Genomic DNA, 12472 nt, shown 5'->3' on the forward strand with positions numbered 1-12472 from the left:
ATGTCACCCTATTCGCCATTCCGGTGCCAGGTGGCGCCAATGTCGTTTGAGAATCGCCTTATGCGCATCATCCATTGGCAGCTCCACCAACTGCCTGGGCCACCGGGCACGAGCACGTTCAATGGTGTCGTCCAATACCGTACGAATCGCCGGCCAGGCCACACCGGCTTTCTCGGCCCAGCGGCGAAAATCGTCTTCTCCCAGGCGATACCAATCCTTCTTTCCATTCAGATTGAGTGCCAGCCGGTGGTCGCCTTCGAGGTAGGCCAGCGTGTTGACGATATCGTAGGCAGGTGCCAGTCGTGGAGTGCGTTGATCCGGGTAGATAAGACTCCAGTTCTTGAGATGGGCGTCGCCGTTGGCCAGCAGGATGTCGACCAGCAAACGCCGCGCAAAAGCCTGAACATTGTCCAGACCGTCAGTCGTGAATTCGCGCAGCAGGCGTCCTATCTGCTCGTAATTGGGGCCGTCATACTTTTCATGGGGGTAGCGAAACAGAACCTGCGCCATGTCCTCGGCGTGAATGCGCTGCCCGCCTTCGCGATCGAATCGACGAATGGCATAGGCGAGGTGCTCATCTGGCAGATTGATGGCAGGCAGGCCTTCGAGGGCATTCAGCGGGATGAGGCGAATCTCGGGGATCTCCACGCCCGCACTTTGGGCCATCCACATCGTCGTGGCCTCGTTTTCAGGTACTCGGCGGTGGCGTGTCGAGGGGGTCTTGACGATCCAGTCACCGAACTCGTCGGCATGACCAAAGTGAAAACGCCCATCACGTTCACGCATTGAAAACTTCATCTGCACACCGGCCAGCGAGAAGCCGCCGCCTACCTCTGCAATCCGGCGCCTTGGTGTAATACTACGCCGATGGCTGAGCACCCAATCCGGCATGTCGTTGGGTAGTACCGGCGATACCCGCAGTGCTCCGGGAAGATCATCCCCCAGGCGCGCCAATAGGGGAAACTCGTTGTCGGGATGCACCTTGAGCCGCTGTGCAAGCCATGACCGTAGCGCCCCTTCCGGCAGCAGGTTCGAGAACCAGGGATGCAGACGCTGCTGTCGCACCCAAGGCGTTTGCATCACTTCGGCCGCCCGAGGAAAATCGGGGAGCAGGGATAGCGAGAGCGTGGGGCGCGAGGCATCGAGTCGCCAGGCGTCGTCGAAGACCATCACATTACGCCCACTTCGATAACCCGCCAGATAGCCTACCCCCCGACCGTGAAGTTCAAGGCGCAGCATCTCGACCGCGTCATTGGCCATTGCGACCTTCCCCACCGTTCTCTTGATCGCGATCATCATCTCCCAACAAGCCCTTCCAGGGGTCGACATCGAACCCTGTTGCCTCATCGGCTTCACCCCTCAGCAGGGCTTGCACGGCATGCCATTTCTCGATCGGAATCAGCATCAATTTGGCGTTGAGCCCATCGGCAGCCAGCTCGAGGCTATCAAGGCGTGGGTTACCGCCACCTTCCAGGCGCTGATATTGCTGACGCACCATGCCGGTTCGGCTGGCGATATCCTGCTGGGTGAGGTTCAGCCCATGCCGGCGCTGGCGGAATTGGTCGTGGAGACTCATTGGCACCTTATACGTTGCAAGTCGCACTTTAAAGCAACTCATATGCTGCATTATGGTGGTTTTTCGTAACGCTCGCCAGTCGTCCTGATAACGTTCGTAGTGCGCTACATGCCAGGAAACCGATACCCCTGCTCAACCTTGCCCCTCATCCGGTAAGGTGACATCGTCAATCGACATTGAATGGCACCCCACCACAAGGAGCCTTGCCGTGTTCATCGCCATGAATCGTTTTCGGGTCAACCCCGAGAGAGTCGAGGAGTTCGAACAGATCTGGCTGGAGCGGGAAACCCACCTGCAGGGCCTGACCGGTTTCGTCGAGTTCCATATGCTGCGCGGCCCGGAGGAAGAGGATCACGTTCTTTACGCGTCCCACACGGTGTGGCGCTCGCGCGAGGATTTCGATGCCTGGACGCACTCCGAAGCGTTCCGCGCGGCTCACGCCAATGCCGGCCAGAGCCGCCGTGAAGGGCTGTACCTGGGCCCGCCGAAATTCGAGGGATTCGAGGTGATCCAGACGATCGGTAAAGCGAGCGACGCCTGATCCCAGCCTCTATCCTACGTCCGACTGCTTCCAAACACTCCCCCTCAAAAAAAAGCCGACAGACATAATGTCTGCCGGCTTGTCCAGTGCCTCGTCTTCTGGTCTGTCTGCTCAGAGGCTCGCCTGGCCTGCATTGATCAACGGGGTGATTCGCCGGACGCTGGCGCGTCGGTTTTCCTGACTGGGTCCTTGCGTATTCAGCTTCAGGTAGCGCTCGCCATAGCCCTGTACGATCAGGTTTTCCGGGGGAATCGCGAAGTATTCGGTCAGCGCCAGGGCAACCGCTTCCGCTCGCCGGTCTGACAGCCCAAGGTTCATCACGTCCGATCCAATGGCATCGGTATGGCCTTCTACCAGGAATATCTCATCCGGATTCTGCTCAATCACATCGGCCATGGTCTTCCCGATCAGGCCCAGCGCTTCGGCCTCGGAAGGTTGAATGGCCGACGAGCCTGTAGCGAACTGGATAACGTCGAGATCGATACGCGGCATGATGTCCCTGACTCGAGAGCTTTCACGCACCTGGCGGAGCGTGAAGGTACGGTCGACTTCCTGCACCGGTGGTGCCAGCAGCGCCTCGCGCAGGAGGTCCCGGTCCGCACGACGGTAATCGACCACATAGCGATTGTCCGGCAGGTCATGGCGCAGGGGAGGCAGGGATTCTTCCATGTCGACGGAGGACTGCCAGCTATCGGCTTTTTGCGTTTCGTCGATCAGCACAATGGCGGTGTCATCGGGTAGATAGCGAGTGCGCTTGAGGACAAAGCCACCGGAATCACGAACGGTCACGATCCGGCTGCCATCGTCACGAGTGATGGTGGAGCGGGTGATGCCATCGGCAAACGATTCACTCGTCTCAGTGACTCCAGGACGACGCAACAGGAGATTCTCGTCCTTGCGTACATGCATCTCGCCGTCGCGCTCAACGATCAACCGGTCGCCTTGATTGTCGACGACTCGTCCACCGAGTTGCGGGATCAAGGCACCGGCGACAGCACCTGCCGCAGCAGCTCCCAAGTATTTCCAAATCTGGTTGTCGTCATCATCCTCTTCTGACGCCGTCGCGGTCCGGACTTCCTCGTCGCTGGTACGTGTGGTTTCCGAGGTCACGACCGATTCGGATGTCGTGCTGGCTTCCTGGTCCTCAAGGTCGGCGGCGGCGGCCAGGGCGTCTTCCTCGGCCTCGGCCAGAGCCTGTGCGTCAGCCTCGTCGCTGGCTTCCTGCTCCGCAAGTGCTTCTGCCTCGGCCTGCTCAGCGGCTTGCTGCTCGGCGACGGTGTTTGCTGCTGCTTGCTCGGCGGCTTCCTGCTCGGCAAGTGCATCTGCCTCGGCCTGCTCGATGGCTTCCTGCTCGGCGAGAGCATCTGCCTCAGCCTGCTGGATGGCTTCCTGCTCGGCCAGCGTATCTGCTTCAGCTTGCTCAGTGGCTTCCTGCTCCGCCTGAGCGTCCGCCTCGGCCTGCTCAGTGGCTTCCTGCTCCGCCTGGGCATCCGCTTCGGCCTGGTCGATGGCTAGTTGCTCAGCCAGGGCATCTGTCTCATCCTGCTCAGCGGCTTGCTGTTCGGCCAGGGCATCGGCTTCAGCTTGCTCAGTGGCTTCCTGCTCCGCCTGGGCATCGGCTTCGGCCTGCAAAGTGGCTTCCTGCTCGGCCTGGGCGTCTGCTTCGGCTTGCTCAGCGGCTTCTTGCTCGGCTTGGGCATCTGCTTCGGCCTGCTCAACGGCTTGCTGCTCGGCTTGGGCGTCTGCCTCGGCTTGCTCGACGGCTTGCTGCTCGGCCTGGGCATCGGCTTCGGCCTGATCAGCGGCTTCCTGCTCGGCCTGGGCGTCCGCCTCGGCCTGATCAGCGGCTTCCTGCTCGGCCTGAGCGTCTGCCTCGGCCTGGTCGATGGCTTGCTGCTCGGCTTGGGCGTCTGCTTCGGCCTGGTCGATGGCTAGTTGCTCAGCCAGGGCATCTGTCTCAGCCTGCTCGGTGGCCTGCTGCTCGGCCTGAGCATCGGCTTCGGCCTGGTCAATGGCTAGTTGCTCAGCCAGGGCATCTGTCTCAGCCTGCTCGGTGGCTTGCTGCTCGGTCTGGGCATCCGCTTCGGCCTGCAAAGCGTCTTGCTGCTCGGCTTGAACGCCTGCCTCGTCCTGGTCAGAAGCTTCCTGCTCGGCAAGGAGAGCTTCCTCTGTTGTATCAGCAGCTTCCGTCACTTGAGCGAGAGTAATGATGTCCGAGTCGGTAGCCGACGACAGGGTTGTCTGGGCAAAGCCTGGGCTCATCAATGACAGCGAGGCCAGAATCACCGCGGGCTTCCTGAAAAGGCGCATACGCTGTTTCATCTCATTTCTCCTGAATCATTACTGCCCGGGCATGATGACGGTTATCTGAAATCAACGGTGCCGGCGCGGTGTCTTCACCATGTAGGTGAAGGAGGAATTCCCGGCGGGCGAGTCACTGCACCAGCGGTGGTTGGGAATGGTTCTGGCCAGGAGAGGGGAGTGAGCGTTACCGAGTCGCGCTATCTCATTGAAAAGATGGATACGGAGCACTTCCGGCTTCTTGTCAGATGTCGTCATTATGGGTAATGACATCTCGACCATCTGTACGACGGCACACATAGGCGCCCGATGTTGAGGCGTTGCTTGCCGGACGTCCGGTCGGCATCACATGCAGGAGTTTCAAAGCTCGCCCGAGGCCAGCGGCAACCACACGTGCTCGTAGCCGATGATGATCGCCACCCACACCAGCAGTGCGGCCATCGCAAGGCTGAACCCCTTTAGCAGCCAGGGATTCTCGATACGCCGCCCCACCACGCTGCCCACCAGGGCATAGCTGCCCGGGGCTCCGAAGGCCAGCACGGCCAGCCCAAGCGACCAGAGCAGCAAGCCGGCGCCATGGACGCCGGCGGCGGGGAACTGAATAGTCGCGATAGGCAGGGTCGCAATCATCGCCTTGGGGTTGCACAGCTGCATGACCAGGCCATCGCGGAACAGCAGCACACGCGGCGCCTTGCGTACTACCCCCAGGTCGATGGTCGAGCGGGCGACCTTTATCGCCAGGTGGAGGATATACCCGCATCCCACTGCGCCTACCGCGGCGAGCATGTCGTCGCGCACCCAGGCCGCCCCTGCCCAGCCGAACAGCAGGAATAGCGTCAGCATGGCCATACCCACCCCAACGAAGAAGCCGAGTGAGGTTTTGGCCTGGCCGTTGAGGCCGGCATTCAGGCCGAGCAGATTCACAGGCCCAGGCGTGTACATGACGCCCAGGGCATAGGCGACGACCTCCATGGGGAAGCTCTCCGACGGGAAATGCGTTAAGTATTGCCGGGCGGCCTATATTCGGTGACGGCCGGTGACGCTTAACTGGTATTGGTGAGGGGTCTTGCCGTAGATACGTTTGAAGCGACGGTTGAAGTGGCTGAGGTCGGTAAATCCGTAGCGAAAGGCCACCTCGCTTGGTGCCACGCCGGTTTCCAAGGCGCTGCGCGCGGCATTCACCCGGCAGCTCAGCACGTACTGGTGCGGCGTGATGCCGAACTGCTGCCGGAATAAGCGTAGGAAGTGGTACTTGGAGAGATGGGCTTTCTGGCTGATCTCGTCCAGCGAGAGGTCCGTCTCCAGATGTGCGTGGATGTATTCCTTGGCGCGCAGCAGCAGCGCATCGGGGCGGCTGATCCTGCCACCGGGTTGGAACTTGCCCGCCCGGTGCACCAGGCGTGTCGCCATGCGATGCAGGGCGTGCTCTTGATCGATGCGCGTGCCCTGCTGGCCGGTCGTCAGCTCGGCAAGATCGAGGATGGCGCGGCGCAGCTCGGCGTCGGCCAGCAAGGTTTCGCTTCCCCTGAACCGAGCGGCACGCTCAGCCCCTGCCGCGTCGGCGAACGATGCCTCGAGCAGGGCGGAAGGCACGTATACCATCACGTAGCCCAAGGTGCTGTCGTCCCCGGGGTGGCCGTCGTGCACCTGTTCGGGGTTGAACTGGATGACGTTGCCGGGCGGATTGCGGTGAAACCGCCCATCGCTGAAGAAGTCCTGCCGCCCGGTCAGCGTGACGCCGAAGGCGTACTCATCATGGGCGTGGCGGTCGTAGCTGAAGTCGCTCAGCGACGCCTGGAGCACCGTGAGCTCGGGTATCTGTCGGCTCTTGTAGTAGTCGAACCGGCTGGATTGTTTCGCCATGCCGCGCCTCCCTGAATGCCATACAGGCGTAGCTTAAGCCTAACGCCAGGCCACCGGCTTGGACATTATTGCGCAAAGCGCTGACGGTCATGTTGAAAGGAAGGCTGGCCATGGAGCCGCTTGGGATAAGCAAATGACAACACTACTCGCTGGCTTGCTGGCTCTTGATCTCACTCAGTTGAGCCAAGAGTTCGGGAATATTGTCCTGAATGATGCTCCAGACGGTATCGTCGTCAATACCCAGATAGGCATGGATAAGGCGATTCCGGGTCGCAATGATCATCCGCCAGGGAATATCCGGATACTGCCGACGAACAGTATCCGGAATGCGGGTTGCCGCTTCGCCAATCAGCTCTAGATTGCGTAGGGTGGCATCGTAGATAAGATCATGGGCGCTGAAGCTATGCTGATCCTGGCCTTCCGTATAAGCCAGGATTTTCTCGGCAAAGCCGATCATGTCGTTGATATAGAAGCGCCATTCGCGCGGTGGACGGGACTCAGACACACAGTGCCTCACGCTCGACATACGGCCGGAGCTCGGGGCGAAGCGCCTTGTCGGTCACCAGGTCCACGGAATGGCCTAGCAGATCCTCCAGGTAGAATTGCACCCCGAAATAGCGGGCCGAGATTGCCGGGCCATCGAAGCTCACCAGAATATCGATATCACTGTCGTCTCGAGCCTCGTCGCGGGACATGGAACCGAACAGCGCCAATGACCTGACCCCGTATTCACGAGCCAGGGTCGGCATATGGTCTCGCAGCAGTTGCAGGGTCTTGGCTCTGTTCATGTTTCGATACCTGATTTATCTACTCTCAGACTAGCAGCGCAAGACCGTTTGTCCTATGCCTCGGATCGACGCGCTGACAATATACGGCCGATATGAATTGGAGCCAGCGCACAGCCGGCGAGTCCTCAGACATCGATCACCAGGCCGGGGGTGAAAAGGGGCGGCTCGAACTCCCCTGGGTAGCCGCCGGGGTTGGCCAGCACCCGCGTGCCCGTGACGCGCCGGTCCACTGGCTCGTGAACGTGGCCGTGAATCCATAGGTCCATGCGCCCCATCAACGCCGGCAGATGCGAGGCGAAGGCCGGCGATAACCCATCACCCTGGTAGCGTGGTGGGATGCACTCGGCCAGCGGCGCATGATGGCTGATCACCACCTGCGGCCCGTCGAAGGGTTCGGCCAGTGCCTGGGTGAGCCAGGCCAGGGCCTCGGCGTGCAGCCGCCGGCTCTGAGCCGGGCTGAAGGTCTCCCCTTCGGGTTGTTCGATGATGCTGAAGTCCGGCATCAGCCAGCGCGCCTTCTCTTCGGTCAGAGTGGGGTCATGGTCAGGCTGATCGCGGTAGAGGGCGAAATCGGTCCATAGCGTGGTGCCGTGGAACCGCACGCCCCCGAGGGTGAGCGAGCGGTTGTCGAGCAGATGAATGCCGAGCCGCTCGGCCTCGCTGGCCAGCGCCCGGCGCAGCCGCGGCATGCAGGTGCCATAGAACTCGTGATTGCCGGGCACGTAGAGGATGGGCATCCCCCTGAAGCGTTTGGCGGCCCAACCCAGTCCCTCGGTATCACGATGAATATCGCCGGCGAGAATCACCGCATCCGCCGCCACATCCGGCAGTTCACGGCCCTCGTCGAAGTGTTCCAGGTGCAGGTCCGACAGCACTCTGAGTCGCATGGCACCCTCCTTGTCGACTACCGCTATCAGGATATAGGAACCGCGCCCTCACTTCCCGCTCGCTGGCGTGGCAGGCAGCGCCCGTAGCGGCGAACGCACGCTGAAGACATCGGTTCAGGGCAGCGCTTCCATGTCGCGCAAGGCGGCACGGACAATGGCATCCCGCTTGGGGATATCGTCCATGCGATTGGGGGTATCCATGTTCAGTGCGAAGAATACCGGGCCGCTGGGCCATTCGACCCAGCCCACCCACCAGCCGAGCTCACCGGACCAGCCGGTCTTGGCGCGTAGCATCCAGTCGCGACCGGTTTCGACGATCATCAGGTCCTTGACCAGTCGCTGGTCGGCCTCGTCGAATGGCAGCTCATTGCGATGAAGTCTCTGGAGGAAGTCGATCTGCTCTTCGGCGGAGATCTCCAGGTGGCCCGGCTCCAGCCAGAAATTCTCGAGATCGGCGCCGATCTCTGCATTGCCGAAGCCGATCGCCTCCAGGTAGCGGCGCTCGCTCTCCTCGCCGAGCTCCCGGGCGAAGCGCTGATAGAGCCACACCGTCGAGTTGCGCATGGCGGAGCGCAGATTCTGGTCGGCATTCCATGCCGGGACGCCACGGTCGATTCCATCCCAGGCGAACACCTGGAATTCATCTTCCGCCACGCCGGCATCCAGCACGAACAGGGTATGCGGCACCTTGAAGGTGGAGGCCGGCACAAAGCGCTGTTCGGCACGCGCGGCGTTGTGCACCCAGGTCGCCCGTGAGTCCTGGCGTTCATCCACCACCAGCAACGCGCCTTCGGCATCGTGCTCCTGAAAGAGCGCCGCCCAGTCGTCGCGCGACTGCCAGGCATCGGCTACCGCCGTCAGGGGTGCCAGGCTGAGTGCCGGGACGAGTGCCAGGGCTCCCGCCATCAATAATTTTAGGGTCATGGTTATATTCCGTTATGCTGATATAAATCAAACAGCCCCCGCAGGCTGGGCTCATCGGCCCTGCCTTACACCGCATCGAAGGAGATCGACTCCACCTCGCGCAGGTCCACCGCGCGGCGTGCCCGCCAAAGGTCAAACTGATCCTGCATGGTCAGCCAGCTTTTCGGCGAGCTGGCGAGAGCTGAGACCGAAAGGCTCCAGATAACCTCGCGGATGAATTCACCGGGATGAGGGGGATTGTGCATGGTCATTAGTTTTTCCGTGAGCCAGGGCCTGAGGGTACTCTATCAGGCATTGCCGTTTCACCAGGACAGCCCTCCATGCTCGACAAGCGAGACATTCCTGCCCTGCTCACCGGCATCATGGCCACGCTTGCCGGGATCGGCCTGGCTCGCTTTGCCTATACCCCACTGCTGCCGGTGCTGATTCAGGCGCAATGGTTCAGCGCCAGCCAGGCGGTCTACCTGGGGGCCGCGAACCTGCTTGGCTACCTGATCGGCGCCCTGTCCGCGCATACGTTATCCGAACGCTACCCCGCGCGGGCCGTCATCGGCGTGTGCTTTGCGGCCATCACCCTGAGCTTTCTGCTGTGTGCCTGGCCCGCCAGCTTCGCCTGGTTCTTCGTCTGGAGGCTGGTCTCCGGCATCGCCGGGGCCATGTTGATGGTAATCGGCCCTTCACTGGCGCTTGCCGCCACTCCGGCCGAGCGGCGTACCAGTGTCGGTGGGTTGGTATTCGCCGGCATCGGCCTGGGGGCGCTGCTGTCGGCTTGGGTAGTGCCGATGTTGATCGCGGCCAGCCTGATGGCGACCTGGGTCACCCTTGGCCTGCTCAGCATGGTGGCAGGGCTGCTGGGTGACCGTGGACTGGCTCACCTGCGGATGCCGGCTGTCCCGCCAACTGGGCAAGCGAATGCGTCCGGCGCACGCGGTGGGGTAGCCATGGTAGTAGCGCTGGTGATCGGCGCCTACGCCCTGGATGCAGCGGGCTTCGTGCCACATACGGTGTTCTGGGTCGATTACCTGGCCAGGGAGAAAGTCCTGGGCAACCATGCCGCCGCCCTGCAGTGGGGCATCTTTGGCGTTGGCGCCGTGTGCGGCCCCTTGATCGCCAGCGCCGTTGCGCGGCGGCTGGGCTGGCACCATGGGCTGACGCTTGCGTTCGCGGCCAAGGCCATTGCAATCGCGCTGCCACTGGTATCCTTGGCGATGCTCAGCCGCTCGGTATCCTCGTTCGTGGTCGGTGCCATGATTCCCGGAATCGTTGCCTTGACCTCTGGCCGCCTCGCCGAGTTGGTGGGCCCGACCGCTCACAAGCAGCTGTGGGGGCGCGCCACCGCGGCGTTCGCGGCGGCACAAGCGGCCTCCGGGTATGGCATGTCCGCGCTCTATGCTCACTGGGGAACGTATACCCCGCTGTTCATTATGGGAAGTGTCATGCTCGGCGGCGGCTGCGCTTTGATCCTTCTCAGCCGTGGCGTACAGGTACGCTAGGACCGCTCATTCACCCACGAGGGAGCACGCATGGAACTCTTTCTGAACTCAAGTTCACCCTATGCCCGCATGGTGCGCATCATGGTGCTGGAAAAGGGCCTGGCCGAGGCGGTGACGCTGCGCTGGTGCGACCCCTGGAGCGATGACCCGGCACTGCTCGAGGCCAACCCCGCGGCACGCATCCCCGCGCTGATAGCGGACGATGGCACGGCGCTTGGCGAGTCGCTGTTGATCGCCTTTTACCTCGAGGGGCTCGGCCACGGTCAACCGCTCATCCCTGCATCACGGTTGAGTGAGGTGCTGCATCTGGCAGGGCTTGGCCAGGGGTTGATGGATGCCGCCTTCAACACGGTGATCGCAAGGAAACATCAGGGCAGCGAGGCGGACGCCAGCGTGCTGGGGCAGCGCCGCAAGCGGGCCATCACACGACTGCTGGATCAATTGGAGCTGGAGCCAGAGCTCGATGTCCCACAGGCCACCACGGCCCTGACCCTTGCGGACATCTCGGTCGCCGTCGCGCTCGACTACCTGGCATTCCGACTGCCCGAGGTGAGCTGGGCGAAGGACCGCCCGAGGCTTGAGGCCTGGCACCGCCGGATCACCAGCACAGAAAACGTCAAGACAACCGCCTTTCAGTGAGCCAAACCGGCCTTCGAAAAGGTTAAAAACCGGCACCCCCGGTGATTGCGCATTGCTCATGACCGATGTCACTGGGACAATCGCCGCTGTCGAAAGCCATTCAAGACAAGCGACAGTGAGGGTCCCGGCATGAAGACCTTGTCGAACATGGGATTTGCGCTCTTTGGTGCAGCGCTGGTCGCGATCAGTTACGGGCTCGCGCGCTTCGCTTTCGGCCTGTTCGTCCCCTCCATCAGTGCCGAGCTTTCTTTGACGCCGTACCTCGTCGGCATCATCGGGGCGCTGCCCTTCATCAGTTTTGTGCTCGCCACGCTGGTCGCACCGGTGGCCGCTGATCGCCTCGGCGCGCGCAACCTGGCGGTCCTGTCGGGGTGTTTCGGTACCGGGGGCCTTACGCTCATCAGCCAGGCCCCGAACGCACTCACCCTCGGGGCCGGTGTGTTTATCTGCGGCATCTGTACCGGCTTGATGATGCCGGCGCTGACCGCGGCCATGCAGGCGCTGGTCAGCCGCACGATGCACGGCCGCGTGAGTTCCATCATGAACGCAGGCACCAGCATCGGCATTATCGTTGCCGTGCCTACCGTTGTGTTCCTGGCCGATGCATGGCGTTTAACGTATGTAAGCTTTGCCGTACTGGCGGGTATCGGGGTCGTGGCCGCGTGGTATTTCATTCCCTCGGTGTCACGTGTCGTGCCGGCAAACGCTGCACCGCCACCGCCCCTTACTCGGTCGCAGTGGTCGCGGCTCATCCGGCTCTCGTTGTTTGCCTTTGCCATGGGCTTTGTTTCCGCCCCGTACTGGCTGTTCGCACCGGACCTGCTGGTCAGCCTCGGAGCACTGCCCCCGGGCAACACCGGTTGGCTATGGTTCGCGGCAGGTATCGCCGGCCTCGGTGGCGCCGTGATCAGTGACCTGGCCGACCGCAACAACCCCCCGATCACCCAAGCCTTGATGCTGATGATGCTCTCTTCAAGCCTGGTGTTGCTGGCCGCCAGCCCCAGCACGCTGGGTCTGGCGATTTTCTCCGCGATGGTATTCGGGCTCGCTTACATGAGTTTGACGGGGCTATATCTGATGACGGGCATTCGCCTGTTGCCAGGCCGATTGTCGATGGGGCCGGTGTTGCCCTTCATGGCGTGTGCGCTTGGCCAGGCAGCCGGGTCTCCGGTCGTTGGCCTGCTGGTGGACGGCTTCGGGTATGCCTATGCGTTTTCGGTCTTCTCGGTGACCGGCATTGTGGTGGCGATACTGTCGCCGATTTATCCAGGCCACATTGATTACTGGGCGGACTGGACAGAGGAAACAGACGCTGAAACGCCGGAAGAGCAGCCAGCGGCTGAGGATACCGGCCTTCAGGCAGCCTATGATCACCAATTGCTGGACGAAAATGGCGACCCACTAGAGCCTGTCGCGGAAGAGGAAGAGACCCTTTAAGCGCCTCTACAAGAGCCCCTGCA

General features: G+C 62.0%; 14 protein-coding genes. 4 read left to right on the forward strand and 10 right to left on the reverse strand.

Annotated features, from left to right (window positions below; genetic code table 11):
* Window positions 1-3 precede the first annotated feature (3 nt).
* Together C6V82_RS11605 and C6V82_RS11610 are read right to left on the reverse strand one after the other, a co-directional pair.
* Window positions 4-1260 (reverse strand): type II toxin-antitoxin system HipA family toxin, encoded by a 1257-nt coding sequence (locus tag C6V82_RS11605; protein ID WP_102587164.1) that lies wholly within the window; start codon window positions 1258-1260, stop codon window positions 4-6.
* Entirely contained in the window at window positions 1250-1576 is a 327-nt protein-coding gene (locus C6V82_RS11610; protein WP_102587165.1) for a helix-turn-helix domain-containing protein, read from the reverse strand. The genes C6V82_RS11605 and C6V82_RS11610 overlap by 11 nt, the downstream gene beginning before the upstream one ends.
* 208 nt (window positions 1577-1784) lie before the next feature.
* Here C6V82_RS11610 and hmuQ point away from each other — a divergent pair, with 208 nt between their 5' ends.
* On the forward strand, window positions 1785-2117 hold the full coding sequence (hmuQ, locus tag C6V82_RS11615; RefSeq protein ID WP_102587166.1) for a heme-degrading protein HmuQ: 333 nt from the start codon (window positions 1785-1787) through the stop codon (window positions 2115-2117).
* Window positions 2118-2228: 111 nt separating this feature from the next.
* Here the strand turns inward: hmuQ and C6V82_RS11620 are convergent, their stop codons facing one another.
* The 8 genes from C6V82_RS11620 to C6V82_RS11655 all read right to left on the reverse strand — a co-directional run bounded on the left by C6V82_RS11620 (window position 2229) and on the right by C6V82_RS11655 (window position 9131).
* Window positions 2229-4439 (reverse strand): OmpA family protein, encoded by a 2211-nt coding sequence (locus C6V82_RS11620; RefSeq protein WP_102587167.1) that lies wholly within the window; start codon window positions 4437-4439, stop codon window positions 2229-2231.
* A 339-nt stretch (window positions 4440-4778) separates the two neighbouring features.
* Complete coding sequence (locus C6V82_RS11625) at window positions 4779-5390, reverse strand: LysE family translocator (protein WP_229843171.1); 612 nt, start codon at window positions 5388-5390, stop codon at window positions 4779-4781.
* A gap of 45 nt (window positions 5391-5435) precedes the next feature.
* Window positions 5436-6281 carry an AraC family transcriptional regulator gene (locus tag C6V82_RS11630; RefSeq protein WP_102587168.1) on the reverse strand — a complete coding sequence of 282 codons (846 nt, stop codon included), beginning with the start codon at window positions 6279-6281 and terminating at the stop codon, window positions 5436-5438.
* Between the two features lie 142 nt (window positions 6282-6423).
* Window positions 6424-6786 carry a HepT-like ribonuclease domain-containing protein gene (locus C6V82_RS11635; RefSeq protein WP_229843172.1) on the reverse strand — a complete coding sequence of 121 codons (363 nt, stop codon included), beginning with the start codon at window positions 6784-6786 and terminating at the stop codon, window positions 6424-6426.
* Window positions 6779-7069 carry a nucleotidyltransferase family protein gene (locus C6V82_RS11640; RefSeq protein WP_180978233.1) on the reverse strand — a complete coding sequence of 97 codons (291 nt, stop codon included), beginning with the start codon at window positions 7067-7069 and terminating at the stop codon, window positions 6779-6781. Before C6V82_RS11640 ends, C6V82_RS11635 begins: the two co-directional genes overlap by 8 nt.
* 125 nt (window positions 7070-7194) lie before the next feature.
* The gene (locus tag C6V82_RS11645) at window positions 7195-7956 is read right to left on the reverse strand and encodes a metallophosphoesterase (RefSeq protein WP_102587170.1); all 762 of its coding nucleotides are present in this window, start codon (window positions 7954-7956) and stop codon (window positions 7195-7197) included.
* Between the two features lie 114 nt (window positions 7957-8070).
* Window positions 8071-8862, reverse strand: a complete 792-nt coding sequence (gene blaOXA, locus C6V82_RS11650; RefSeq protein ID WP_102587171.1) for a class D beta-lactamase — start codon at window positions 8860-8862, stop codon at window positions 8071-8073.
* Window positions 8863-8945: 83 nt separating this feature from the next.
* Window positions 8946-9131, reverse strand: coding sequence for a hypothetical protein (locus C6V82_RS11655; protein ID WP_102587172.1), 186 nt, complete (start codon window positions 9129-9131; stop codon window positions 8946-8948).
* A 69-nt stretch (window positions 9132-9200) separates the two neighbouring features.
* Between C6V82_RS11655 and C6V82_RS11660 the strand changes: the two genes are divergently transcribed.
* The 3 genes from C6V82_RS11660 (at window position 9201) to C6V82_RS11670 (ending at window position 12449) form a co-directional block, all read left to right on the forward strand.
* Window positions 9201-10373 carry a YbfB/YjiJ family MFS transporter gene (locus C6V82_RS11660; protein ID WP_102587173.1) on the forward strand — a complete coding sequence of 391 codons (1173 nt, stop codon included), beginning with the start codon at window positions 9201-9203 and terminating at the stop codon, window positions 10371-10373.
* A gap of 30 nt (window positions 10374-10403) precedes the next feature.
* The gene (locus C6V82_RS11665) at window positions 10404-11012 is read left to right on the forward strand and encodes a glutathione S-transferase N-terminal domain-containing protein (RefSeq protein WP_102587174.1); all 609 of its coding nucleotides are present in this window, start codon (window positions 10404-10406) and stop codon (window positions 11010-11012) included.
* A gap of 129 nt (window positions 11013-11141) precedes the next feature.
* Window positions 11142-12449, forward strand: coding sequence for an MFS transporter (locus tag C6V82_RS11670; protein ID WP_102587175.1), 1308 nt, complete (start codon window positions 11142-11144; stop codon window positions 12447-12449).
* Window positions 12450-12472 lie beyond the last annotated feature (23 nt).

Origin of the sequence: Halomonas urumqiensis (assembly GCF_003028575.1) — a bacterium.
GTDB lineage: Bacteria > Pseudomonadota > Gammaproteobacteria > Pseudomonadales > Halomonadaceae > Halomonas > Halomonas urumqiensis.

Excerpts from the sequence above, each read along its gene's own strand:
- C6V82_RS11630 (WP_102587168.1), bottom strand. The coding sequence starts at position 6,281 with ATGGCGAAACAATCCAGCCGGTTCGACTACTACAAGAGCCGACAGATA.
- C6V82_RS11610 (WP_102587165.1), bottom strand. The coding sequence starts at position 1,576 with ATGAGTCTCCACGACCAATTCCGCCAGCGCCGGCATGGGCTGAACCTC.
- C6V82_RS11605 (WP_102587164.1), bottom strand. The coding sequence starts at position 1,260 with ATGGCCAATGACGCGGTCGAGATGCTGCGCCTTGAACTTCACGGTCGG.
- C6V82_RS11655 (WP_102587172.1), bottom strand. The coding sequence starts at position 9,131 with ATGACCATGCACAATCCCCCTCATCCCGGTGAATTCATCCGCGAGGTT.
- C6V82_RS11640 (WP_180978233.1), bottom strand. The coding sequence starts at position 7,069 with ATGAACAGAGCCAAGACCCTGCAACTGCTGCGAGACCATATGCCGACC.
- C6V82_RS11670 (WP_102587175.1), top strand. The coding sequence starts at position 11,142 with ATGAAGACCTTGTCGAACATGGGATTTGCGCTCTTTGGTGCAGCGCTG.
- C6V82_RS11665 (WP_102587174.1), top strand. The coding sequence starts at position 10,404 with ATGGAACTCTTTCTGAACTCAAGTTCACCCTATGCCCGCATGGTGCGC.
- blaOXA (WP_102587171.1), bottom strand. The coding sequence starts at position 8,862 with ATGGCGGGAGCCCTGGCACTCGTCCCGGCACTCAGCCTGGCACCCCTG.
- C6V82_RS11625 (WP_229843171.1), bottom strand. The coding sequence starts at position 5,390 with ATGGAGGTCGTCGCCTATGCCCTGGGCGTCATGTACACGCCTGGGCCT.
- C6V82_RS11620 (WP_102587167.1), bottom strand. The coding sequence starts at position 4,439 with ATGAAACAGCGTATGCGCCTTTTCAGGAAGCCCGCGGTGATTCTGGCC.
- C6V82_RS11645 (WP_102587170.1), bottom strand. The coding sequence starts at position 7,956 with ATGCGACTCAGAGTGCTGTCGGACCTGCACCTGGAACACTTCGACGAG.
- C6V82_RS11660 (WP_102587173.1), top strand. The coding sequence starts at position 9,201 with ATGCTCGACAAGCGAGACATTCCTGCCCTGCTCACCGGCATCATGGCC.